The sequence below is a fragment of the Saccharopolyspora sp. NPDC045839 genome, from assembly GCF_056431645.1.
In genome coordinates, this window is the sequence record NZ_JBWKKH010000024.1 from 105496 (window position 1) to 127584 (window position 22089).

General features: G+C 70.2%; 21 protein-coding genes. 6 read left to right on the forward strand and 15 right to left on the reverse strand.

From position 1 onward, the window contains the following. Positions 1 to 21: 21 nt before the first annotated feature. From AC07EQ_RS28825 to AC07EQ_RS28835, 3 genes are all read right to left on the reverse strand, one after another. Entirely contained in the window at positions 22 to 786 is a 765-nt protein-coding gene (locus AC07EQ_RS28825; protein WP_478391004.1) for an SDR family oxidoreductase, read from the reverse strand. 28 nt (positions 787 to 814) lie between these two features. Beyond that, positions 815 to 2050 carry an MFS transporter gene (locus tag AC07EQ_RS28830; protein WP_478391005.1) on the reverse strand — a complete coding sequence of 412 codons (1236 nt, stop codon included), beginning with the start codon at positions 2048 to 2050 and terminating at the stop codon, positions 815 to 817. A 134-nt stretch (positions 2051 to 2184) separates the two neighbouring features. After that, positions 2185 to 3255, reverse strand: coding sequence for a LacI family DNA-binding transcriptional regulator (locus tag AC07EQ_RS28835; RefSeq protein WP_478391006.1), 1071 nt, complete (start codon positions 3253 to 3255; stop codon positions 2185 to 2187). A 255-nt stretch (positions 3256 to 3510) separates the two neighbouring features. Between AC07EQ_RS28835 and AC07EQ_RS28840 the strand changes: the two genes are divergently transcribed. After that, positions 3511 to 3981 carry an Asp23/Gls24 family envelope stress response protein gene (locus tag AC07EQ_RS28840; protein ID WP_478391007.1) on the forward strand — a complete coding sequence of 157 codons (471 nt, stop codon included), beginning with the start codon at positions 3511 to 3513 and terminating at the stop codon, positions 3979 to 3981. A gap of 100 nt (positions 3982 to 4081) precedes the next feature. Here AC07EQ_RS28840 and AC07EQ_RS28845 read toward each other — a convergent pair whose 3' ends face one another. The 4 genes from AC07EQ_RS28845 to AC07EQ_RS28860 all read right to left on the reverse strand — a co-directional run bounded on the left by AC07EQ_RS28845 (position 4082) and on the right by AC07EQ_RS28860 (position 7242). Continuing rightward, the gene (locus tag AC07EQ_RS28845; protein WP_478391008.1) at positions 4082 to 4642 is read right to left on the reverse strand and encodes a dihydrofolate reductase family protein; all 561 of its coding nucleotides are present in this window, start codon (positions 4640 to 4642) and stop codon (positions 4082 to 4084) included. Positions 4643 to 4903: 261 nt separating this feature from the next. Continuing rightward, positions 4904 to 5347 (reverse strand): DUF7144 family membrane protein, encoded by a 444-nt coding sequence (locus AC07EQ_RS28850; RefSeq protein WP_478391009.1) that lies wholly within the window; start codon positions 5345 to 5347, stop codon positions 4904 to 4906. 35 nt (positions 5348 to 5382) lie between these two features. Next, positions 5383 to 5910, reverse strand: coding sequence for a COG4315 family predicted lipoprotein (locus tag AC07EQ_RS28855; RefSeq protein WP_478391010.1), 528 nt, complete (start codon positions 5908 to 5910; stop codon positions 5383 to 5385). 420 nt (positions 5911 to 6330) lie between these two features. After that, a complete protein-coding gene (locus AC07EQ_RS28860; protein ID WP_478391011.1) occupies positions 6331 to 7242 on the reverse strand; it encodes a LysR family transcriptional regulator in 912 nt (303 codons plus the stop codon). Positions 7243 to 7366: 124 nt separating this feature from the next. Here AC07EQ_RS28860 and AC07EQ_RS28865 point away from each other — a divergent pair, with 124 nt between their 5' ends. Continuing rightward, positions 7367 to 9274 (forward strand): enoyl-CoA hydratase family protein, encoded by a 1908-nt coding sequence (locus tag AC07EQ_RS28865; protein ID WP_478391012.1) that lies wholly within the window; start codon positions 7367 to 7369, stop codon positions 9272 to 9274. A 69-nt stretch (positions 9275 to 9343) separates the two neighbouring features. On the opposite strand, the gene AC07EQ_RS28870 is transcribed toward AC07EQ_RS28865, so the two are convergent. The 3 genes from AC07EQ_RS28870 to AC07EQ_RS28880 form a co-directional block, all read right to left on the reverse strand. Next, positions 9344 to 10549 carry an acetyl-CoA C-acetyltransferase gene (locus tag AC07EQ_RS28870; RefSeq protein ID WP_478391042.1) on the reverse strand — a complete coding sequence of 402 codons (1206 nt, stop codon included), beginning with the start codon at positions 10547 to 10549 and terminating at the stop codon, positions 9344 to 9346. Positions 10550 to 10607: 58 nt separating this feature from the next. Further along, positions 10608 to 11252, reverse strand: coding sequence for a CoA transferase subunit B (locus AC07EQ_RS28875; protein ID WP_478391013.1), 645 nt, complete (start codon positions 11250 to 11252; stop codon positions 10608 to 10610). A 206-nt stretch (positions 11253 to 11458) separates the two neighbouring features. Beyond that, positions 11459 to 12172, reverse strand: a complete 714-nt coding sequence (locus AC07EQ_RS28880) for a CoA transferase subunit A (RefSeq protein ID WP_478391014.1) — start codon at positions 12170 to 12172, stop codon at positions 11459 to 11461. Between the two features lie 156 nt (positions 12173 to 12328). On the opposite strand from AC07EQ_RS28880, the gene AC07EQ_RS28885 reads away from it, so the two are divergent. After that, on the forward strand, positions 12329 to 13114 hold the full coding sequence (locus AC07EQ_RS28885) for an IclR family transcriptional regulator (protein ID WP_478391015.1): 786 nt from the start codon (positions 12329 to 12331) through the stop codon (positions 13112 to 13114). 39 nt (positions 13115 to 13153) lie between these two features. Here AC07EQ_RS28885 and AC07EQ_RS28890 read toward each other — a convergent pair whose 3' ends face one another. Both AC07EQ_RS28890 and AC07EQ_RS28895 read right to left on the reverse strand, forming a co-directional pair. Then, complete coding sequence (locus tag AC07EQ_RS28890) at positions 13154 to 14563, reverse strand: MFS transporter (protein WP_478391016.1); 1410 nt, start codon at positions 14561 to 14563, stop codon at positions 13154 to 13156. After that, positions 14560 to 15429, reverse strand: coding sequence for an alpha/beta fold hydrolase (locus AC07EQ_RS28895; protein ID WP_478391017.1), 870 nt, complete (start codon positions 15427 to 15429; stop codon positions 14560 to 14562). The genes AC07EQ_RS28890 and AC07EQ_RS28895 overlap by 4 nt, the downstream gene beginning before the upstream one ends. A 119-nt stretch (positions 15430 to 15548) precedes the next feature. Here AC07EQ_RS28895 and AC07EQ_RS28900 point away from each other — a divergent pair, with 119 nt between their 5' ends. Beyond that, on the forward strand, positions 15549 to 16490 hold the full coding sequence (locus tag AC07EQ_RS28900) for a LysR family transcriptional regulator (RefSeq protein ID WP_478391018.1): 942 nt from the start codon (positions 15549 to 15551) through the stop codon (positions 16488 to 16490). A gap of 49 nt (positions 16491 to 16539) precedes the next feature. After that, positions 16540 to 17421 carry an alpha/beta fold hydrolase gene (locus AC07EQ_RS28905; RefSeq protein WP_478391019.1) on the forward strand — a complete coding sequence of 294 codons (882 nt, stop codon included), beginning with the start codon at positions 16540 to 16542 and terminating at the stop codon, positions 17419 to 17421. A gap of 111 nt (positions 17422 to 17532) precedes the next feature. Here the strand turns inward: AC07EQ_RS28905 and AC07EQ_RS28910 are convergent, their stop codons facing one another. The 3 genes from AC07EQ_RS28910 to AC07EQ_RS28920 form a co-directional block, all read right to left on the reverse strand. Continuing rightward, positions 17533 to 18270, reverse strand: a complete 738-nt coding sequence (locus tag AC07EQ_RS28910) for a hypothetical protein (protein WP_478391020.1) — start codon at positions 18268 to 18270, stop codon at positions 17533 to 17535. Positions 18271 to 18881: 611 nt separating this feature from the next. After that, the gene (locus tag AC07EQ_RS28915; protein ID WP_478391021.1) at positions 18882 to 19814 is read right to left on the reverse strand and encodes an STAS domain-containing protein; all 933 of its coding nucleotides are present in this window, start codon (positions 19812 to 19814) and stop codon (positions 18882 to 18884) included. A gap of 496 nt (positions 19815 to 20310) precedes the next feature. Beyond that, positions 20311 to 20940 carry a TetR/AcrR family transcriptional regulator gene (locus AC07EQ_RS28920; RefSeq protein ID WP_478391022.1) on the reverse strand — a complete coding sequence of 210 codons (630 nt, stop codon included), beginning with the start codon at positions 20938 to 20940 and terminating at the stop codon, positions 20311 to 20313. 70 nt (positions 20941 to 21010) lie between these two features. On the opposite strand from AC07EQ_RS28920, the gene AC07EQ_RS28925 reads away from it, so the two are divergent. Further along, positions 21011 to 21904, forward strand: a complete 894-nt coding sequence (locus tag AC07EQ_RS28925) for an NADP-dependent oxidoreductase (protein WP_478391023.1) — start codon at positions 21011 to 21013, stop codon at positions 21902 to 21904. Positions 21905 to 22089: the final 185 nt, after the last annotated feature.

A 22089-nucleotide genomic window follows, 5' to 3' on the forward strand; every position in this document is an offset into this window, starting at 1 on the left:
TCAAACCTCCACAGTGGATCGTCAGTAGAGCTTCTCGGTGTTGCCGTCGACCGCCATCGCCTGGCCGTTGACGTTGCGGGCCAGCGGGCTCGCCAGGAACGCGGCCATGTCCGCGATGTCCTCGGCGGTGACCAGCCGGCGCATCGACGACTGGTCCTGGTAGGCGGCCGCGATCTCCGCCACCGGCCTGCCCAGCATCTCCGCCTTCGCCTCGATGACCGCGCGGATGCGCGGGCCGTCGACCGCGCCGGGGCAGATCGCGTTCGCCCGGATCCCCTCCGGGCCGAGCTCGATCGCCAGGGTCTTGGTGAAGCCCACCACCGCCCACTTCGACGCCGAGTACGCGCTGCGCCCGGCCATGCCGAGCCGCCCGGCGGCCGAGGAGAGGTTCACGATGGACGCGTCGGCGGCCTCGCGCAGCAGCGGCAACCCGTGCTTCACGCAGTAGAACTGGCTGTGGACGTTGACCTCGAAGGTCCGCGCCCACGCGGCGCCGTCCAGCGTTTCCACCGGCCCGGTCGGACCGGCGATGCCCGCGTTGTTGACCAGCACGTCCAGGCCGCCGAGCTCCGCGCGCACGGCCGCCATCAGCTCCTCGACCTGCGCCTGGCTCGAAGCGTCCGAGACCCGGGCCGCCAGGCCCCGTTGCCCGGCCGCCCGCACCGCGTCCTCGTTGATGTCGGTGACGAGCACGCGGGCGCCCAGCCCGGCGAACCGGCCGGCGATCGCCAGCCCGATGCCGTCCGCACCGGCGGTGACGAGCACCCGCTTTCCCGAGAAATCCACTTCCTGCACCCTTCCTGGAACTCCGGTGTCACGAACGCCGTTCGGCGTCGCCGTACTTGAGGAAGAACGACAGCGCGGTGCCGATGGCGCACACGCCGACGACGAACCACAGGCCGGACAGCTTGCTGCCGGTGAAGTCCTCCATCGCGCCCATCGCGTACGGGCCGAGGAATCCGCCGAACAGCCCGATGGTGTTGACGAACGCGATGCCGCCCGCCAGGGTCGCCCCGCTCAGCCGGGACGCCGGGAACGTGTAGAGGATCGGCTGCATCGCGAAGAACGAGAACGCGCCGAGGCAGAACCCGATTAGGCCGACGACCGGGCCGGAGACCGCGCCCAGCGCGAAACCGACGCAGATCCCGCCCATCGTGATGGTGACCAGCCTGCGGGAGCTGCCGCCGTTGACGGCGAACCGCGGCACCAGGAACGCGCCCAGGCCGGCGAAGATCCACGGGACCGAGGTCAGCAACCCGATCTGCAGCGACGACAGCTCGCCGTAGGTGCCGATGATCGACGGCAGGAAGTAGGACAGCGCGTACACCGCGATCTGCTGCGACAGGTAGATCGCGACCACCAGCAGGATCTGCTTGTCCCGCCACACCTGGCGCATGCTGTGCGTACCGGACGCCTCGGCGCCCGCCTCGTCCTCGGCCGCGATTCGGCGCTGCAGGTCTTCGGCTTCGGCCGCGGTCAGGAACTTCGCCTGGTCCGGCCGGTCGGGCAGCTTCTTCCACACCACGAAGGCGAACAGGCAGGCCGGGAGCCCCTCGATCAGGAACATCCACTGCCAGCCGTGCATGCCGCCGAGGCCACCCATCCCGAGCAGCAGTCCGCCCAGCGGCGGGCCGAGGATGCTCGCCGCGGACACGCCGAGCAGGAACAGGCCGTTGGCCTTGGCGCGGTCGGCGCGGGTGAACCACTGCGTCAGGAGGTACATGACGCCCGGGAACAGGCCGGCCTCGGCCACGCCGAGCAGCATCCGCATGATGTAGAAGGACCACTCGCCCTGCACGAAGGCCATCCCGGCGGACACCAGGCCCCAGGTGACCATGATCCGGGTGATCCAGAACCGCGCCCCGACCCGGTGCAGGATCAGGTTCGACGGGATCTCCGCCAGCGCGTAGGTGATGAAGAACAGCCCGGCGCCGATCCCGTAGGCGGTCGCCGAAATGCCCAGGTCGATCTGCAGGTGTTCCTTCGCGATACCGATGTTGGTCCGGTCCAGGAAGCTGATGATGTAGGCCCCGATCAGCAGCGGGAGCAACTTCCGGAAAATGACTCCGTTCAGCTCGCTGGGCGAGCGCATCACCGATTCTGGGGCGCTTTTCGGCATGGTGTGACCTTCGGTTCTTTTCCGGCGTGCCGGATGGTCGGGTTCTTCTTCGGGAATTCGCTTTTTCAGCGGCGGGATTTCTCGGCGGCCCGGGTCGGTTCGCAACCGCAGGTCCGGCCGATGTGCAGGCGGTGCGCGCACACCAGCGTCTGGTAGCTGTTCGACGGCTTTTCCATGCGTTTGAGCAGCATTCCGAAGGCCTCCCGGCCCATTTCCTCGTGCGGCTGCATGACGGTGGTGAGCCCGATCAGCCCGGACATGCTGTGCGGAATGCCGTCGTGCCCGGTCACCGCGACGTCCTCGGGTACCCGGATGCCGTGTTCCACCGCGTACTCCAGGATGCCGATCGCGAGCTCGTCGCTGCCGCACACGATGGCGCTCGGCGGATCGTCGCGGGCGAACAGGCGGGCCGCCGCGCGGCGGCCGCCGTCGCTGTTGAGCTCGGTGCTGATCTTGCGGTCGCCGCCGATGTCGATGCCGTGCGCGCGGGCGGTCGACACGAAGGCCTGCTCCCGGGCCGAGGACGCCGAGGAGAACCGCGGCCCGATCACGGCGGCGATGTCGGTGTGGCCGTGCGCCAGCACGTGCTCCATCAGCGACGTCGCCGCGGCGGCGTCGTCGATGCCGACGAAATCGCCCTCCAGGTACTGGGATCTCCGCGACAGGTAGACGTACGGGATCCGGGCGGCGCGCAGGGTCCGCAACGCGGTGGCGTCCTCCCGGAACGCGGCGCTCAGGACGACCCCGTCGACGTTGCGGTGCACCAGGCTGCTGGAGACCTTGCCCAGCGTCCGGAGGTCGTCCTGGGTGGTCGCGACGAATACCTCGTACCCGGCTTCGGCGGCCGCGGAAACGATGCTCTGCGCGAATCGCGGATAGGTCGGATTGATGATGTTGGGTTGCACCAGCCCGATGACGCGGGTGCGATTCGGGTCGACCGGTCCTCCCCGGTTCGGCGGGCGAAAACCGATTTCATCGGCGACGGCGAGGATGTGCCGGCGCGTTTCCGGCGCCACCCCGCCCTTTCCGTTCATGACGTAGGAGACGGCGGCGGTGGAAACGCCGGCGGCGCGCGCCACCGCGGCCGCCGAGACCGTGCCCGGTCGGCGCGAGGAGCGACGAGTCGCGATCTCCACAGCCGAGTCTCCCTTGACGTGCGATGCGGATCTCAGATCCGGGGTGAACCTAAGGCGCTCGCTGAACGTTAAGCAACATTAAGCTGACGGCCTCCCCCGGCGACGGCCGGCCACGCGTTCGGCACTGCCCGACGAGCACGCCCTGCGACGACCTGCCAACGATGCGCGAACGTCGCAGACTGGTGGGCAGCCAGTCATCACCGAATCTCGAGGCGAGACGCGCGCGAGCCGAAATCGAACAGGGAGACGGCAGCGATGGCCGAATCGGGCGGAAGAACATCGAAAGAGCAGGCGGAGACCACCGAGGCTGTCAGGTGGACCACGACGACCGGAGAAGTCGCCGAGACCGGTCAGGGACGCACGACGATCGGGGTCGTGGTGGTGCAGAAGATCGCGGTGACGGCCACCCGCGAAGTCCCCGGGGTGGCCGCGCTGGGCGGCGGGATGGCACGGGCGTTCGGCGCGCTGAGGGAGCGCATTCCCGGCGCCAGCGCCGCGCAGACCTCGGGCGCGAACGTGGAGGTGGGCGAGAAGCAGACCGCGATCGACTTGCAGATCATCGTGGATTACGGCGTTTCCTTGGTGGAGCTGGCGCGAGCGGTGCGGCGCAACGTCATCACCGCCGTGGAACGCATGACCGGGCTGCAGGTCGTGGAGGTGAACATCGAGGTCATCGACATCCGCCTGCCCGGCGAGGAGGAGGCGGCGCCCGCACGCGTCGAATGATCCCGACCGGGCACCCAACGCGCTGGCGCTCCGCTCCTCGCCTGCGGCTCGGTCTCACCTGCCCCGGCTCAGCCGCCGGCAGGGCAAAACCCGGTGCGGCTCAGCGGGTCCGGTAGCGCGCGTAGATCAGTCCGCTGTCAAAGCCACGCTCCTCGACCAGCTCGAGATCGAGGCGCACGCCGTCGGGGAAGAACCGCTTGCCGCCGCCGACCACGCTCGTGGTGATGAACAGGTGGTACTCGTCCACCAGGCCGGCCGCGATCGCCTGGGCCGCGAGGTTCGGGCCGTCGACGGTGAGGTCGTGATCAGCCTCGGCCTTGAGCTTGCGGACCGCGTCCGGGTCGAAGGTCCGCTCGATCCTGGTCCTCGCGCTGGACACCGACTCAAGCGTCGTGGAGTACACGATCTTCTCCGCGGCCTGCCAGTCGCGGGCGTACTGCAGGATGTGCGGCGGCTGGTCGGGCTCGGTGTGCGCGGTCTCCCAGTAGACCATCGTCTCGTACATCCGCCGGCCGTAGAGGTACGTGCCGACGGGGCGGAAGAGGTCGTTGACGAAGGTATGCACCTCCTGGTCGTCGGCGGCCCCGGTGCCGAGGTCGCCCTCCGCCGCCTCGGCGTAGCCGTCGAGCGAGGTGATCATCGAGTAGATGAGCTTTGCCATGCGTCTCCTCCGGGTACGAGCGCGTCGGTCTGCCAGCGGTCCCGCAGGCTGTGACCTCCGCACGCCCCGGAACTCATCGGTCGGCGGGTCGGCCGGTTCCGCCAACCGTCAGATCCCGGACGAAGCGCACCTCGTCGGCGTGTTGCCCGCGCAGTTCCGCGCCCTGGCCACCCGCTACGCGAAGCGTAGTGGCCCACCACCGGTCGGAGATCATCATCGCGGCCATCGTTTGTGGCTGCGCACCGACTTGCCGGACACGCCCTAGTCGTCCGGGACCGTCCGGCGAGCCGGTTGTTCCCGGAGATCCACGGCCAGCGCCCAGATGACGGCGACGTCGATCACGATGATGAGCAGCGACCACACCGGGGCGTACGGGATGAACAAGAAGTTCCCCAGGGCGCTGAGGCCGGCGATGATCAGGCCGGCGACCCGCGCCCAGGACTGGCCCGCGGTCAACGCGATCCCGGTGACCCCGACCAGGACGCCCAGCACCAGGTGCACCCATCCCCACGTCGTCACGTCGATGCTGAAGGCGTAGTCCTGGGTGACGACGTAGTACGAGCTCCGCAGGATCGCCGCGAGTCCGACGATGACGTGGAAGAACCCGATGATGATCATCATCACCGCGGCGAACAGCTCCACCCCGCCGGCCCAGGACTCCCGGGCGCTCGGGTAGTGGACGCCCCCGTGTCCCGCGTGTGCCATGGTCCTCATCTCCCGTGCTCCGGCGCCCGACCGTCCTACCCGCCGATCCGGTTCCCCGCGGGTGAGATCGCGTACCAGTTGCCACCGTTGGAATTCACGGTGTGGCCATTGGCCTGGCCCGCCAGTTCATCGCCGACGTAGTAGTACAGCGGGTGTCCGTTGTAGACGACCTGCGTGCTCCCGTCCGGGCGCCGGGCCGTGGCGAGCAGGGCCGGGTTCACGGCCGGACCCGCGATGGGCGGAGCGGTCGTGGTCAGCGGCGGCCAATCGCCGGCGCACGCCTCCAGGCAGGCCGGCTGGTCGCTTCGATCCTTGTCGAACAGGTACACCGTGCGCCCGTCCGGGCCCGTGAGCACGGCGCCGAGGTTGGGCACTTCGCGGGTCTGGACCGCGATGGCTCCGCCGGTGACCGGCGGGGCCGTCGTCGGTGGCGGGGGCGTTCCAGGTCCGCTGCCGGCGGGCTCCTCCCCGACGGGCACGCATGCGGTCGCGAAGGCCAGGACGCCTCCCGCCAGCCCGATGCTTCGCAGCAGGGCTGCGCGATCTCGTGCGAAGTGGGCCATCGCGCCTCCCCAGGGCGAGGCCGCCGAACCTCGCCATCGACGCATCCCGATCCGGAGCCGGGTTCGCGGTGGCCGAAAAGACGACCACTTCCCAGCACAGCACGAGGGTGGAACCCGCCTGGCGGCCGAGCACAGGGCCGGAAGTCCCCCGATGGGCCATCGGCGCGTCTGTTCCGATCACGTGGTCACAGTCGTCGTCGCGCGAGGCCGAAGGTCTGGCCGGTCGGTCCGCCGTGCGGCCTGGTCGCCAGCCGATCCATGCCTGCGCCACCGCGTCACCGCTCTACCGGGGGCGATGCCCCGAGCACCTCCGCAGCCACATGGCGCACAGCAGTCGCGAGTTCGCACCGCACGCGGCCTGATGGCCCGGAACGCGGCCGCCGGACGCGCCCCGGACGCGTGACGCGGGGTGCGTCGCGATCACCCGGCCCGGCCTGCGTCGTCGAACGGCTTGAGCAGGTCCAGGAGGCGCAGCACGGCCGGGTCGTTGTGGTGATCGCGCATGGCGGCGAAGGTCGCCATGGTGAGGAACCCGGTCGGATCTTCGAGCGGCCGGAAGACGATGCCGGCCGGGCTGCTCGCACCCACCTGTTCCGGCACCAGTGCCACCGCGCCTCCTGCGGCCACGCCGGCGAGCAGTCCCGAGAGGCTGTCGGCCCGGGCCAGCTCGCGCGGCGTGAACCCGACGGCCCGGCACGCGGCGCTCACCTGCTCGGCGAGGGCCGCGAGCGCAGTCAACGACGGCAAGGCGAAGTCCTCGTCGACGAGGTCGTCCAGCCGCAGGATGTCGCGCCCGGCAAGGGAATGCTCCTCGGGCAGTGCGACGACGAATCGTTCGAAGCCGAGGTCCTGGAGGTCGACGCCGTCGGCATCGGCGACCGGACCACGGACGAATGCCAGGTCGAGGAACCCGGAACGGACCGAGGCGACGAGTTCGCTCGAGAGGTTCTGGTGGAGGTGCAGGCGTAAGCCTGGGAGGTGCTGCCGGGCCTCGCGGAGCAGGCGCGGCAGGAACGCGTGGGCGAGGCCGCTGACGTAGCCCAGCTGCAGTTCGCCCTCGGCGCCGTGGGCGATCCGCCTGGCCCGTTCGACCGCGGAGGCCTGCGCGTCCAGCAGTCGCCGCGCGTCCTGCGCGAAGGCCTCACCTGCGGGGGTCAGCCGCACTGCGCGCGTGCTGCGCACCAGCAGCGGCACGCCGAGTTGCCGCTCCAGCCGCTGAAGTGCCTGGCTGAGCGGGGGCTGGCTCATCGAGAGCCGCTCTGCCGCGCGTCCGAAATGCCGCTCCTCGGCGAGGACCACGAACTGCTCCAGGAGCCGCGGCGTCAGATCCATATGGTTGATCCTATCAATCGACGCCAAAGAAATATTGGCGATGGATCAATTCACCCGCTTTCAATGGTCCGCGCGCCACCTGAACTCCCGTGGTGCGCCCGGCCGATCGCAGGAGGAATTGACCATGGCGACGGAACATCCCGCCCCCGAGGGCCCGCTGTCCGGGCTGCGGATCGTCGAGCTGGCCACGGTGGTCATGGGCCCCTACGCGGGCGCGCAGCTCGGCGACCTCGGCGCGGACGTCATCAAGATCGAGGCCCCGGGAGGCGACCCGACCCGGCATTTCGAGCCCAAGCGGAACCAGGGCATGGCGGGCGCCACCCTGAACATCAACCGCAACAAGCGCAGCGTGGAACTCGACCTGAAGACGGCGACCGGGCATGACGCGCTGCTGGCGCTGCTGCGCACCGCGGATGCCTTCCTCACCAACGTCCGGCCGGACGCCCTGCGCCGCCTCGGCCTGTCCTACGACGACGTGGCGGAGATCAACCCAGGCCTGGTCTACGTCAACGCCCAGGGTTTCCGGAGCGACTCGCCGCTGAGCGGCAACGCGGCCTACGACGACATCCTGCAGGCCGCTTCCGGCCTGGTCGCGCTCAACGAACGCGTCACCGGCGAGCCGTACTACGTGCCGACCGTCATCGCGGACAAGGTCTGCGGCCTGGTGATCGTCCAGTCCCTGCTCGCCGCCCTGCGCCACCGGGACCGGACCGGCCTCGGGCAGCACGTCGAGGTGCCGATGGCCGACACGATGATCGCCTTCAACCTGGTCGAGCACCTCGCCGGCGCTTCGCTCGAACCGACGCGGGCCCCCGGCTACGGCTACTCCCGGGTGCTCAGCCAAACCCCTGCTCCTGGTCTACTCGGTGGGCTTCTGCGCGGGCGCCGTTCCGCTGCTGGATCTGGCCGGTGGCAGCATGATCCGGCTGATCCTCGTCCAGGCCGCGGGCCTGCTGCTCCTCAGCTGCATGACGGCGATCGCGGCAGCCGTGATGGTGGAGATCTTCCCCGCTCGCGTGCGCGTCACCGGAGTCGGCGTGCCGTACTCGGTCGCTGTGGCGATCTTCGGCGGGACCGCCCCGACCATCGCGACCGCCCTGCAGGCCGCCGGGCACGTCTCCTGGTACGGCTGGTACCTCGTCGGGTGCACCGCGCTGACGTTGATCACCGTCTTGACGCTCCGCGAGACGTACCGAACCCCGCTTTCCTAGCCCACAACGGCTGGAGAGCCTGCCACTGGCAGCTCGATCTTCGGAGTCGCACGAACATGCCCACGCCCGCACACGTGCTGCGTTCCTACGACCGCGGCATCGCCACGCTCACGCTCGACTCACCGCAGAACCGGAACGCCTTGTCCACCGCCCTCATCACCGAGCTGACCCGAGCGCTTGCCCAGGAATCGTCCGATGTGGACGTACGGGCGATCCTGATCACCCACACCGGCCCCGTGTTCTGCGCCGGGATCGACGTGCGCGAGGCCCTCGGCATGGCCGACCACGCGACCGGGCCGCGACAGGTCCTCGGCCTGCTCCGGGAAATAGCCGGATCGCCCAAGCCCGTCGTCGCCCGGGTGACCGGCCACGCCAGGGCAGCCGGCCTCGCACTGCTCGGCGCCTGCGACATCGCGGTTGCCGCGACGACCGCGACCTTCGCGATCATCGACGTGCGCCTCGGGCTGACGCCGGTCGTCTCGTCGACCACGCTCCTTCCCCGCCTCGACAGGCGGGCGGTGAGCCGCTACTTCCTCACCGGTGAACGATTCGACGCCGCGGAGGCAGCGCGCATCGGGTTGGTGTCGGCCGTCGCCGACGACGTCGACGAAGCCCTCGCTCCCGTCCTCGACGGATTGCGGGGCGCCGCTCCAGCGGCCCTCGCCGCCACGAAGCAGCTGACCGCCGCCGCCATCCGCGGCTCCCTGGAGCAGGAAGCGGACACCGCGGCAACGCGCGCCGCGCAGATCATCACCACCGAGGAGGCTCGCGAAGGCATCGCGTCGTTCCTGGAACAGCGCGAACCGAACTGGCGCCGCTGACTCGGCGACCCCAGCCGAAAAAGCCCGCTGACATGGGCTTTCCGCACATGTCAGCGGGCTTTTCGTCCGTCAGGCGGTCGGTACGCGGAGGATCAGGGCGTCGCCCTGCCCACCACCACCGCACAACGCCGCCGCACCGACCCCACCACCACGACGCTTCAACTCCAACGCCAGATGCAACGCCAACCGCGCACCCGACATCCCGATCGGATGCCCCAACGCGATCGCACCACCATTGACGTTGACCCGCTGCTCATCAACACCCAACGCACGCGTCGACACGATCCCCACCGCCGCGAACGCCTCGTTGACCTCCACCAGATCCAGCTCCCCCGCCTCGATCCGCTCCCTGGCGCACGCCGCCTTGATCGCATTCGACGGCTGCTCATGCAGACTCGCATCCGGCCCCGCGACCACACCATGCGCACCGACCTCGGCCAGCCAGGACAACCCCCACTCCTCGGCCTTGGCCCGGCTCATCACCACCACCGCCGCCGCACCATCGGAAATCTGCGACGCCGACCCCGCCGTGATCGTCCCATCCGAGGCGAACGCCGGACGCAACCTCGCCAACCCCTCCACCGTGGTATCCCCGCGAATACCCTCATCCGCGTCCACCACCAACGGATCACCCTTACGCCGCGACACCTCCACCGGCACGATCTCCTCCGCGAACACACCCCGCTGCACAGCCGCCGCCGCCCGCTGATGCGACCGCGCCGCGAACGCGTCCTGCTCCTCCCGCGTCAACCCGTACCGCGCGTTGTGCTTCTCCGTGGACAACCCCATCGCGACCTGATCGAACGCGCAGAACAAACCATCATGCGACATGTGATCCAGCATCTGCACATCACCGAACTTGAAGCCCTCACGCGACCCCGCCAGCAAATGCGGCGCCCCCGTCATCGACTCCTGACCACCCGCGACCACCACATCGAACTCACCCGCCCGGATCAACTGATCCGCCAACGCGATCGCATCCAGCCCCGACAAGCACACCTTGTTGATCGTCAACGCCGGCACACCCATCGGAATACCCGCCGCCACCGCGGCCTGCCGCGCCGGAATCTGCCCCGCACCCGCGGTCAGCACCTGACCCATGATCGTGTACTCGACCTGATCCGGCCGCACCCCGGCCCGCTCCAACGCAGCCCGGATCGCGAACCCACCCAACTGCGCACCCGAGAAACCCTTCAGCGAGCCCAGCAACCGCCCCATCGGAGTACGCGCCCCCGCCACGATCACAGAACCGCTGCCGCTCCGTGCACTGTTCACTGCTCTACTCCCCAATTCCGTCCATCGCGGCCAAGAACCGCTACGCCTGCTCGGAAAGTCACGCCGTCGCGACCGGCTGCCGGATCTTGGCACCGGTCTTCTCCCGGACCTCGCCCTCGGTGACGCCCGGGGCCAGCGAGACCAGGCTGAGGCCCTCCGCGGTCACGTCGAGCACCGCCAGGTCCGTGACGATCCGGTCGACCACGCCCGCACCGGTCAGCGGCAGCGTGCACTGCTCGACGATCTTCGGGCTGCCGTCCTTGGCCACGTGGTCGGTGAGCACGACGATCCGGCGGGCGCCGACGACCAGGTCCATGGCGCCGCCCATGCCCTTCACCAGGGCGCCGGGGATCGTCCAGTTCGCCAGGTCACCGCCCTCACTAACCTGGAGCGCGCCCAGGACGGCGATGTCGATGTGCCCGCCGCGCATCATCCCGAAGGAGACCGCGGAGTCGAAGTAGCTCGCCCCGGGATTGATCGTGACGGTCTGCTTCCCGGCGTTGATGAGGTCGGCGTCCTCCTCGCCCTCGTAGGGGAACGGCCCCAGGCCCAGGATGCCGTTCTCGCTCTGCAGGGTCACCTGCACGCCGTCCGGGATGTGGTTGGCGACCAGGGTCGGGATGCCGATCCCGAGGTTGACGTAGTCGCCGTCGCGGAGTTCGGCGGCGGCCAGCGCCGCCATCTCGTCGCGGGTCCAGGTCATGGTTGCTCCTAGGTCGTTTAATAAGCGGCGGCAGCCGCTTGCGGTGTGGGACGCAGCCGGCACCGCCGCGGGTTCTCAGAGGTCTTCTCGCGAGGACAGCCCCGACGTGGTGAATTGGTCATTCATGATGTCGGGGATCCCACAGCGAGAAGGCCTCTGAGGTTCCGCCACCCGCACCGCCACGCAAACCAATTTCGAAACACTCCCTAGTCGGCCGGGGCGGTGGCGCGGGGGCGCACCGTGCGCTTCTCGATGTCCTTGATGCGGGGCCGGGCGAGGACCAGCCGGTCGACGTAGATGCCCGGGGTCACGACCAGTTCCGGGTCGAGGTACTCCTCGCTCAGGTGCTCGACCTCGACCGCCGCGACCTTCGCGCAGGTTGCGACGACCGGGTTGAAGTTCCGCGCGCTCGACCGGTAGACGAGGTTGCCCGCGGGGTCCGCGGTGTGCGCGTGCACGAGCGCCACATCGGCGATGATCGCCCGCTCCTGGACGTAGGTCACGCCGTCGAACTCCGCCAACGGCTTGCCGTCGGCCACCGGGGTCCCGACGCCGGCGCGGGTGTAGAACGCGGCGATGCCCGCGCCGCCGGCCCGCATCCGCTCGGACAGCGTCCCCTGCGGCGCGAACTCCACCTCCAGCTCCTTGTCCAGGTACTGCTGGGCGAACAGCTTGTTCTCGCCGACGTAGGACGCGATCACCTTGGCGACCTGGCGGTTCTCGAGCAGCAGCCCGAGCCCCTTGCCGTCGACGCCCATGTTGTTGGAGACCAACGTCAAACCGGTGACCCCGCTGTCGCGGACGACCTCGATGAGGTCGCTCGGGATGCCGCACAGGCCGAAGCCTCCGACGGCGATCGTCATCCCGTCTTCGAGCACGTCGGCCAGTGCCTCCGCCGCACTCGGGCGCAGCTTTGACAACTCATCACCTCTTCATCGGTCCGCTGGACGAACAGCAGCAGTAAAGAAGCAACTTGCTGTTCACCGCAAGAAACAAGGCCGAACGACGGCCGATCCGTTCATCGGATGACCATTGCCCATCCTGAGCGTTCACTGAGTGAACGCTAGGATGCGGGCATGAGCACCAGCGCGAACGCCCATCTGATCGGCCGGGTCGGCTCCGTGCTCCGGGCGCTGTCGGCCGTCAACGAGGCGGGGGCGGCCACCAGCGACCTCGCCCGGGCCACGGACCTCCCCCGGCCGACCGTGCACCGCCTGCTCAGCTCCCTGGCGGACGAGGGGTTCGTCGACCGCGACCGGCGCACCGGCCGGTGGTTCCTAGGCCCCGAGCTGTACCTGCTGGGGCAGACGGCGGGCACCCGCTACGACGTCACGCACCACGCCCGCGCGAGCGTGCACCGACTGGCGGCGAAGACCGGCGAGAGCGCGTTCTTCTCGGCCCTGCGGGGCGAGGAGACGGTGTGCCTGCTCCGCGAGGACGGCGACTTCCCGATCCGGTCGTTCGTGCTCTACGAGGGCGCCCGGTTCCCGCTCGGCGTCGTCTCCGCCGGCCTGGTCATCCTGTCCTTCTTCGGCGACGCGGAGATCGACGCCTACCTGGAGCGGACCGATCTGACGGGCCGGTGGGGCGGGACGCACTCCCCCGAGGCGGTGCGCGCCCGCATCGCCCGCACCCGCCGCGACGGCTACGCCGTCAACCCCGGCCTGGTGGTCGAGGGGAGCTGGGGCATGGCGGCGGCGGTGTTCGACCGCGCCGGGCAACCGGCATGGGCCCTGACGCTGACCGGCATCGAGACCCGCTTCCGCCCGGAGCGGCAACCCGAACTCGGCGCCCTCCTCCTCCACGAAGCCCACGCCCTCACCCGCACCCTGGACACCACCGACCACACCACACGCCTCTGACCGGCGTCCCCGGTTTCCGGCAGGTGGCGCTCCCCCGATCTATGCCGCGTTGGCGGTGGGTTGCCCGTGGTGAACGGCCTCGTGGTGGGTGAGGAGGCGGACCGCGAAGGCCGCCGCCAGGGCGAACACCACCGCCTCGTACGTCATCGCGTGCCACATCGCATCGCCGCTGCTCGTGGCGGGCGTCGAGTAGGCCACACCCGCGAGCGCGACTCCCAGCGTCCCGCCGAGCTGCTGCGCCGTCGGCAGCAGGCCCGAGACCGAGACTGCGGCTTCGGCTCGGGCCCTGGCGATGATCTGGGTGAACGCCGAGGCGGTGAACATCCCGAAGGCGACTCCGCCCAGGCCCAGGACGAGCCACAGCACCCACCTGGTGGCCGGATCGTCAACGGTCGCCGCGACGGCGACGGACACGATCCCCATCGCGACGGCCGAAGCGGCCAGGGTCCAGGCCCCGAAGCGCTTCCCGAGGACGTTCGCGACACCGCTGCCGCCCAGCGCCCCGACGGCGTAGGGGGTGATCGTCAGCGCCGTCTGCACCGGGCTCCAGCCTTGCGTGCCCTGCAGGTGAATCGACAGCAGCAGGGTGAAGGAGGGCACCCCGGCGTTGAAGACGAGCACGACCCCCAGTCCCCACCTCGTCGACGGGTCGGCCAGCGCGGCGGGGTGGACGAGCGGATCTGCCGCTCTTCGCTGGGAAACCGCGAATCCGGCCAGCACCGCCACCGCCGACGCCAGGCTCGCCCACGTCCACATCGGCCAGCCCGCGTCGCGCCCCACCGTCAGCGGCAGCACCAGCAGTGCCGTTCCCACCAGGCTCAGGCCCGCTCCGATCGAATCGATGCGCCCACCGGTCCGTCCTGTTCGGACGGACGGCAGCGAGGGCGAGAGCAGGAGGGCGGCGAGCCCGACCGGAACGGTCAGGAGCATCGCGGCCCGCCAGCCCAGGCCCAGCGGATCGAGCTGGACCAGGACTCCGCCCAGCAACGGGCCCGCCAGCGATGCCGCCGCCATGGTCGCGCCGTAGGCGCTCAGCGCGGCGGGACGGCGGCTCGCGGGCAGCGCCGACTGGATGATCGACAAGATCTGCGGGGCCATGATCCCGCTGCCGACGCCCTGCACCAGGCGGCCCGCGACCAGCAGCCAGGCTTCGGGCGCCGCGGCCGACCCGATCGCCGCACCGGTGAACACCGCCATCCCGGTGACGAACATCCGCCGGTACCCGTACCGGTCGCCCAGCCGTGCCGAGAGGATCAGCGAGCAGGCGTAGGTGAGGGTGTAGCCGGCCAGGACGAGCTGTCCCTCGCCCGGGCCGGCACCGAGATCCCGCTGCACGTCGAGCACCGCCACCTGCATGACGGTCACGCTGACGAGCTGGACGAAGACCCCGGACAGGACGACCGGCAGGACGAAACGTCCTGCCGGCACACCGGAATGCGGGTCCGTCATCGAGTGACCGGCTGCAAGGCGACGGTGGCGAGCAGCGTCGCCAGCTCCACTGGTCGCGTCATGAACGGCGAGTGGCCGCCCGGCAGCGAGCGCACCGCCATCGGCCGGTCCGGCACCACCTGGTCGGCTTCCGCGATCATCAGGTCCTGGGTCGCCGGCGGCATCGCCAGGTCGTCGGTCAGCCGGATGAAGGTGCGCGGGATGCGCCCCCAGCGCCCGGGCGAGACCGGTACCGCCGTGGTGAAGGTGCTCAGCGGCAGGTCCGGGTGCAGGAACTGCCGCCAGGAATCCGGCGCCGTCGCGGGCAGATCGCTCAGGAAGGCCCGGCGGATGGCGACGACGTCGGCCGGATCAGCGGACAGCGGATTGATCCGGAAGGCACCCAGCTCCGCCGGATCGCCGACCGCCGGGAGCTGGACGGCGGCCGCGTGCTCCGGGGCTTCCATGTAGTCGGCGGCCCGGGGGCGGCCGGCGGGGACGAACGACGACAGGTACACGAGGTGGTCGATGAGCTCGGGAACCTGCTCCGCGGCCGCCGAGGCGGGGCCACCGCCCGCACTGTGGGCGACCAGGACGACGTTGCGGTACCGCGTGCGGACGTCGACGAGGGCGTCGAGCACGACATCGGTGCTGTCCTGCATCGTGACGTCGCTCAGGGCCGACTTCTCGCTGGTGAGCCCGGGCTGACCGGGCGCGAGGAAGCCGGTCGGGACGGGTGCGTCGAGCCCGCTGCCGGGGAGGTCGACTGCGACGCTGGCGAGACCGTGGCGCGCGAGGGCGCGCTGCGTCGCGGCCCAGTGCAGCGCGGAGTGCCAGGCGCCGTGCACGAGTACGGCGACGGTCTCGGAGGAGGACGGGCGGGTCATGGTGATGCCCTTCTGGAGTGGTGATCATCGACCCGTTCAGGTCACACCACATCAACCGGCCTCATCCACCGGCATATCTCACAATGGCCTCCGCAATACTCTGTAAGTATCGTGAGCGCATGGAAGCCCGCCACCTCCGCTACGCGCTCGCGCTCGCCGAGCACCAGCACTTCGGTCGCGCGGCGGCGTCGTTGGGGATCGCCCAGCCTCCCCTGTCGACGCAGATCGCCGCCCTGGAACGGGAAGTCGGCGAGCGGCTGTTCGACCGCACCTCTCGTGGCGTCCTCCCGACCGCGGCCGGAGAAGCGTTCCTCGCCCGGGCGCGCACCGCGCTCGCCGAGATGAGGCTCGCCGGCATCGACGCAGGCCGCGCGGCGCGCGGGGAGACCGGGCGGCTGCGGATCGGGTTCACCGGATCCGCGCTGCTCGACCCCCTGCCGGGGGTGCTCGGCAGGTTCCGCCGCACCCACCCGGCCGTCCGGCTGGCGCTCCAGGAGCTGGACAGCCCGACCGCGGCGGCGGCCCTCCTCGCCGGTGAGCTGGACGTCGCGGTGGGCCGGGGCAGCCCGCGCGGCGCCGGGGCGGAGGACCTGGTCACCGTGCCGATCGGGACCGATCACCTGGTGGCCGTCGTGTCCGCGACGCATCCGTACTCCGGGCTGCCGTCCATCGACGTGGAGCAACTCGCCCAGGAGCACCTCATCGCCAGCCCGGACGCGGTGAGCTCGTACCTGCGGCCGGCGTTCAGGTCGGCCCCGGCCGCCCTCGACGGTGCCACGATGGCGCGGGACGTCCACACGATCGCCGGCCTGGCCGCCTGCTGCGCGGGGGTCGGTCTCGGCCCCGACCGCATGCGGCTGATCGCCCGCAACGACATCTGGTTCTGCGATGTCACGCCGCGATTCCAGCTGCCGTACCTGCAGATGTCCTTCCGGGTGACCGACGGGTCGCCGGTGCTCGCGTCGTTCCTGTCGGTCGTGCGCCGCAACTGCGCGGACGTCGGTTCGCGCCTCGACGGCCTGCTCGCCCGGCACCCGTCGGCCGTCGCGGCCGAGGGTTGATGTCCGCTGCCGGACCGTCCGCAAAACGCTGGTGCAACAAGGGAGAAGAATGCTTCGGGACAACGTCGAGTCGGTGCGCCTGGACGACGTGGAGCTGGCCTACCGGGTCGTCGGCGACGGGCCGGAGCTCGTCGTGCTGCTCCACGGATGGCCGCAGACCGGCGCCTGCTGGCGCCACGTCGTGGAGCCGCTCAGCCTCGGCCGCACCGTCGTCGCCCCGGACCTGCGCGGGTACGGCGCTTCGGGGCTGGCCGGTTCGGGCTACGACAAGCGTTCCACCGCGGCCGACCTGAGCGGCCTGATCCGCCACCTCGGGCACGAATCGGCGGTGGTGATCGGCCACGACCGCGGCGCCCGCGTCGCACACCGGTGGGCGCTCGACCGGCCCGCGGAGGTGACTGCGCTGGTGCTGCTGGACATCCTGCCGACCAGGGTCGTCATGCGCTCGTTCGACATCGACTCGGCGAGCGCGATGTGGCACTGGTTCTTCCACCGGCAGCCCGAGCTGGCCGAGAAGCTGATCACGGGGAACGTCGAGGCGTACCTCGGCCACTTCTTCGCCCGCGTCCTCGATTCCGGTGCCGTCGACCGGGAAACGTTCGATCACTACGTCGCCGCGTTCAGCGACCCGGGGCACCTGCGGGCGTCCTTTGAGGACTACCGGACGGGCTTCACGACGGACCTCGAACTCGACGAGGCGGATCACGATCGCGGGCTGCGGTTGCAAGCGCCGCTACTCGTCCTGTGGGGCGCCGAAGGCGGCCTCGCCCGCCGCGACGTCGTGCGCGTCTGGCGGGAGCACCACGCCGATCCGGCCGCCGTGAGCGGTCATTCCGTTCCCGGCGGCCACTACGTCCCGGAAGAAGCGCCCGGCGAGCTCGTGCACGCCGTCGAAGCGTTCCTCGGTCGCTCACGTGGAGCGCGTCGATAGAACCGCACCGGCATCCCGTCGTCACCTATTCGAACCTGCGGCTCCCGATCTCCATGTCCTAAGAGGACGATCATCGAGGAGAACCGGGAGCCGCAGGGCAAATCGGGTGGGTCAGCGGTTCTGGACGGTCGCGAACGGCTGCGGGGTCATCGGATCGCCGGCGCTGCCGGTGCCGACCAGGCGGCCGTCCGGGAGTTCGGCACCGTTGCCGAGGGAACCTTCCTGCGGCCCGTCGACCTGTTGCCACGAGGTGCCGTCGTAGCGCAGCAGCGCACCGGCGCCGAGGCTCCACAGTGCACCGTCGGCGTGCACGAGCTTCCCGGTGCCGCCGGGTGGCACGGAGGTCTGCTCGCGGATCCACTGGTCGCCGTCCCAGTGCATCAGGATCGGCTGGCCGTGCCCGGGGGCGTCGTAGGGCTTCTGGGTCGCCGAGATCCAGACGTCGTCCGGCGCGAAGGCCGCGACGTCGTGCACGGTGAGGAAATCCGAGTCCGTGGTCTCAAGCGGTGGCACCTGCGCGTGGCTCCACTGCGCGCCGTCCCAGTGCATCGCAACGATCTGCTGCGGCCGTGCAACGGTCGTGCCGGCCATCCAGAGGTCGTCCGGCGCGGCGCCGCCGACGCTGGAGAAGTTCTGCTCATCGGTGGCGGGCGGCAGCGGAGCCCCCTGCCAGCCGCCGTCGGCCCAGCGCATCGCGAAGCTCCGCGAGAGCGGGGATTCGCCGTCGCGATAGGCGTTGCCCACGGCCCAGACATCGGGGCCGACGGCCGTGACGTCGTGGGGCGAGACCCGGGGAGCGTCCGGCACCTCCAGCGGCACCTCGGCCCACGCCTGCCCGTCCCAGTGCAACGTCGCGCCCCGGCTGACCTTGGTGAACTGGCTGACCGCCCAAGCGTTGTCCGGGCCGGTGACCGCGGGAGCCCACGATCTGGCCGACGTTCGGCACCGGAACCTCCACCCAGCGACCGGTCTCCTCGCGGCGGAACGCCTGCGCGGTGATGGACGTCGGCGAGCCGGGCGGGCTGTAGCTGCCGAACGCCCAGGTCGCGCCGCCACCGCTGGACACGGTGCTCACGTAGGACGCCGTCTCGGGCCTGGCCGGGAACTCCTCACGCGTCCAGGTTCCGTGCGCCAACGCCGTGCCCGCCGTGCCCACGACCACGATCAGCGCCGTGGCCACGGTCGTTCCGGTTCTCCTCGACATCGCTGCCTCTCAGCCGGTGATCTCCTACGCCCAGGAGACGCGCGGCGGATACCTCGGGTTGCCAAGAAATCGCCACTGCGCTCGCCGCCCTCACCGGCGAACCCCACCCACTCGCCCGATCAGCCCAGCACCACGACAGCGAAATGACATTCAAACGACCGAGGCGGGACAGGCCGGACGAGCGATCATGCTCACCAACCGCAAGCACGCCACCCACCCGGCGCTGAGCGTCCGCAACCCGACGACGGAAGCGGCGTCATGCGGTGCGGTGGGGAGATGCCGCTCGTTCGTGGCTGTTGCCCGGATGCGGGGCCACGGCGTCATCGGACGTCGCCTGCTGGAGTTCCAGCAGGGCGGCGGCGGGATCGCGGAACAGGGCGGGGTTGCGTTCCCAGTGCGCCAGTTCGACCTGGGTCAGGTTGCGCACCACGATCACCTCGTCCACCTTGACCAGCAGCACCGAGCCGACCTGCACGACGGCTCGCGGGGTGTCTTTCAGCGACTGGATCAGGCCCGCCACGGCCGCTCCCTGGGCGGCGTCGACCTCGGCCTGCTGCCGGTCCAGCACGCGCAGTTCCAACGCCCTGCTGAGCTTGAGGAACTGCTCCTCCTTGGTCGGCAGCGTGCCCGAGTTCTTCAACCGGATCAGGAACTCGCCGAACCACGACCCGGACTCGGGCGTGAAAGCGTGGCCGAATTCCAGACCGAAGGTTTCGAGCGCCCGTTCCACCGCGGCCTGCACGTCCCGGTGGCCTTGCTCTTCGCTCAGATAGATCCGGCCGGGAACCCAGTGCCAGCCGACGGATTCGACGTCGGGTTCCGGCCGGGCGAGAGCGGCCGTGCGGTCGGCGCACCGGACCCGGGCCGAGGCCACGTCCGGTTCGATCTGGAAGACCCTGGTCAAGCCCGTTACCCGGAAGATCTTGAGGATCCGCTCGGCGCTGCACACCAGGACCAGGGCGCCGTCGTGGGCTCGCACCCGCTTCAGGCCGCCGACCAGCACGCCGAGCCCCGTGCTGTCCAGGAACTCCACCCCGGTCAGATCCACGATCAGCCGGTACTCGCCGCGGTTGACAGCATCGATCAGCCGGTTCCGCAGGATCGGCGCGGTGTAGACGTCGAGCTCGCCGGTCACCTCGATCAAGGTGATTCCACCGGACAGCGTGGTGTCGGTCAGTCCCAGCTCCATCGGCACCTCCTGAGCGACTGCCCCGAGTATGCCAACGCGAGCGGGCCGACGGTGCGTTCGCGGACCAAAGCTCCCCCGAATACGCGCAACCGACCACACCGCCCTCCCCCGCTGGCCCGACGGGGCACGAGGCGCAGTCCACTCCTGCTGCGGGTTGGATGGACATGCGTGTGGCTACCGGGCGGGGTTCGGACACCTGAAAACAGCTGTCCCGCAAAGCCTTCTGCTTCAATTCCATTCGGGAAGCAGAAGGCGGGTGGAGAGTGGGCAACTCGCCCCACGCAGTGGCGCGGCCGCAGCTAGAGGATCTTGGTCGTGCGGACCGAAGACGATCGCGCGGTGGCCGTAGCGCAGATCCTCCCGCTGGTCGGCGGCTGAATCGAGCACAGCCAGGTCGCGGTCTACCTGGCCGGCGCCGGCTCGAAGGCGCACGCCCCCGATCGACCGGGCGCTGCATCTGCCGCGGTCCTGGACCAGCCGGCCGATCAGCAGGCCCTCATCCCCGACCGGCCTCTGTCCTACCTGGAGGGACAGGTCCTCGTGCACGCCGAGAAGAGCAGGCGACCTCCCAGGCCGCCTCGATCATCCGGAAGATCTCGTCCACCGCGGCCTCCGGATCGGCCGCCTCGCGGGCCAGCGAATAGGCGTCGATCACGAACCTCGCGATCGTCCGGCAGGCCGTTGTGGTCAGCGACAGGCCGGGATCGGCGGCGATGGCCGTTGCCAGCGACTCCGCATGGCGCAGCCGCATCGACTCCTCGTACTCCCGCAGGGCAGGTGATTCGTCGACCATGCGCCAGATCGGGGCGGCGCTGTCCGCCGTGCAATGCCGCACCAGGGCCTGGATTTCGCGGCGCAGCGCAGGGATGAGCGGCTCGTGCGGCGCCCGGCCGGTGACCGCCTGCGCGAGTCGTTGCTCGAAGTCTTCGTCCTGCTCGAACACCAGGGCCTCTTTCGAGGCGAAGTGGGAGAAGAGCGTGGTGACGGCCACGTCCGCCTCAGCGGCCACGTCACGGATGCCCACCGCGTCGTACCCGCGCTCCAGGAAGAGCCGCAGGGCGGTGTCAGCGATCTTCTGGCGGGTCGCGGCCTTCTTTCGCTCACGACGTCCGGGCGGCACGGTCATGTCCTGACACTATCAGATACAAAGGCGTAACCGTTTTTAAAGACTAACCGTTAGTGTTACGGTCGACCGCATGAGGAGAGTGAGCTTCGCCGAGTTCGGCGGCCCGGACGTTCTGCAACTCGTAGATGCCGAGGAGCCCCACGCGGGCCCCGGACAGGTACGCATCGCCGTCCGGGCGGCGGGCGTGAATCCCGTCGACTGGAGGATCCGTGAAGGCCAGTTACTGGAGTCCCATCCGATCGAGTTGCCCGCCGGAGTCGGGCTCGACGCATCCGGCGTGGTGGACGAGGTCGGCGAGGGCGTCGAAGGGGTCGAGGTCGGCGACCGCGTGTTCGGCGAAGGCTCGAGCACCTATGCCGAGTTCGCCGTGCTGTCGGCCTGGGCCCGCATGCCCGAGGGCCTGACGTTCGAAGAGGCGGCCGGGTATCCGTCCGTGGTGGAGACCGCGCTGCGCATCATCCGCGAGGTCGGCGTGCGGTCCGGGCAGACGCTGCTGGTCAGCGGCGCGTCCGGCGGGGTCGGATCGGCGGTGCTGCAGATCGCCCGCGACCGCGGCATCACGGTGATCGGCACGGCTGGGGCCGCGAACCAGGACTACCTGCGCAGCCTGGGTGCCGTCGCCACGACGTACGGCGAGGGCTGGGTCGAGCGGGTGCGGGAGCTCGGCCCCGTCGACGCGGCTCTCGATCTGGCCGGCTCGGGCGTGATCCGCGAGCTCGTCGAGCTGACCGGGGATCCGCAGAAGGTCATCTCCATCGCCGATCTCGGTGCGCCGAAGCTCGGTGTCCGATTCTCCGGTGTGGCCGGGAGCGTGCCGGAAGCGCTCGCCGAGGCAGCCGGCCTCATCTCGCGGGGAAAGCTCCACATCCCGGTCGAGAAGTCGTACACGCTCGCCGAGGCCGCGGCGGCGCACATCGACAGCCATGCCGGGCACGCGCGCGGGCGCCGGGTCGTGGTCGTCTGAGAGGTCGTTCCGGAATGGTGCGCGGCCACGCGTGGGGCGTGGCGGACTAGGAAGCGGGGCGCGGATTTCGCACGAAACCCGCGCCCCCCGTGGGGGGGGGGGGGGGAGTTCTCGCTTTGTCTCCGGGGGTGGGTGCAACACCGAGCGCTTGGGGTAATGCTCTTTATGGTGTTATCCCATCCCGA

What these genes read in the sequence shown, in the direction of transcription:
- AC07EQ_RS28900 (WP_478391018.1), top strand. Translation starts at nt 15,549, where the DNA reads ATGGAAGCCCGCCACCTCCGCTACGCGCTCGCGCTCGCCGAGCACCAG.
- AC07EQ_RS28925 (WP_478391023.1), top strand. Translation starts at nt 21,011, where the DNA reads ATGAGGAGAGTGAGCTTCGCCGAGTTCGGCGGCCCGGACGTTCTGCAA.
- AC07EQ_RS28885 (WP_478391015.1), top strand. Translation starts at nt 12,329, where the DNA reads ATGAGCACCAGCGCGAACGCCCATCTGATCGGCCGGGTCGGCTCCGTG.
- AC07EQ_RS28840 (WP_478391007.1), top strand. Translation starts at nt 3,511, where the DNA reads ATGGCCGAATCGGGCGGAAGAACATCGAAAGAGCAGGCGGAGACCACC.
- AC07EQ_RS28865 (WP_478391012.1), top strand. Translation starts at nt 7,367, where the DNA reads ATGGCGACGGAACATCCCGCCCCCGAGGGCCCGCTGTCCGGGCTGCGG.
- AC07EQ_RS28850 (WP_478391009.1), bottom strand. Translation starts at nt 5,347, where the DNA reads ATGGCACACGCGGGACACGGGGGCGTCCACTACCCGAGCGCCCGGGAG.
- AC07EQ_RS28845 (WP_478391008.1), bottom strand. Translation starts at nt 4,642, where the DNA reads ATGGCAAAGCTCATCTACTCGATGATCACCTCGCTCGACGGCTACGCC.
- AC07EQ_RS28855 (WP_478391010.1), bottom strand. Translation starts at nt 5,910, where the DNA reads ATGGCCCACTTCGCACGAGATCGCGCAGCCCTGCTGCGAAGCATCGGG.
- AC07EQ_RS28890 (WP_478391016.1), bottom strand. Translation starts at nt 14,563, where the DNA reads ATGACGGACCCGCATTCCGGTGTGCCGGCAGGACGTTTCGTCCTGCCG.
- AC07EQ_RS28895 (WP_478391017.1), bottom strand. Translation starts at nt 15,429, where the DNA reads ATGACCCGCCCGTCCTCCTCCGAGACCGTCGCCGTACTCGTGCACGGC.
- AC07EQ_RS28875 (WP_478391013.1), bottom strand. Translation starts at nt 11,252, where the DNA reads ATGACCTGGACCCGCGACGAGATGGCGGCGCTGGCCGCCGCCGAACTC.
- AC07EQ_RS28860 (WP_478391011.1), bottom strand. Translation starts at nt 7,242, where the DNA reads ATGGATCTGACGCCGCGGCTCCTGGAGCAGTTCGTGGTCCTCGCCGAG.
- AC07EQ_RS28915 (WP_478391021.1), bottom strand. Translation starts at nt 19,814, where the DNA reads ATGGAGCTGGGACTGACCGACACCACGCTGTCCGGTGGAATCACCTTG.
- AC07EQ_RS28905 (WP_478391019.1), top strand. Translation starts at nt 16,540, where the DNA reads ATGCTTCGGGACAACGTCGAGTCGGTGCGCCTGGACGACGTGGAGCTG.
- AC07EQ_RS28920 (WP_478391022.1), bottom strand. Translation starts at nt 20,940, where the DNA reads ATGACCGTGCCGCCCGGACGTCGTGAGCGAAAGAAGGCCGCGACCCGC.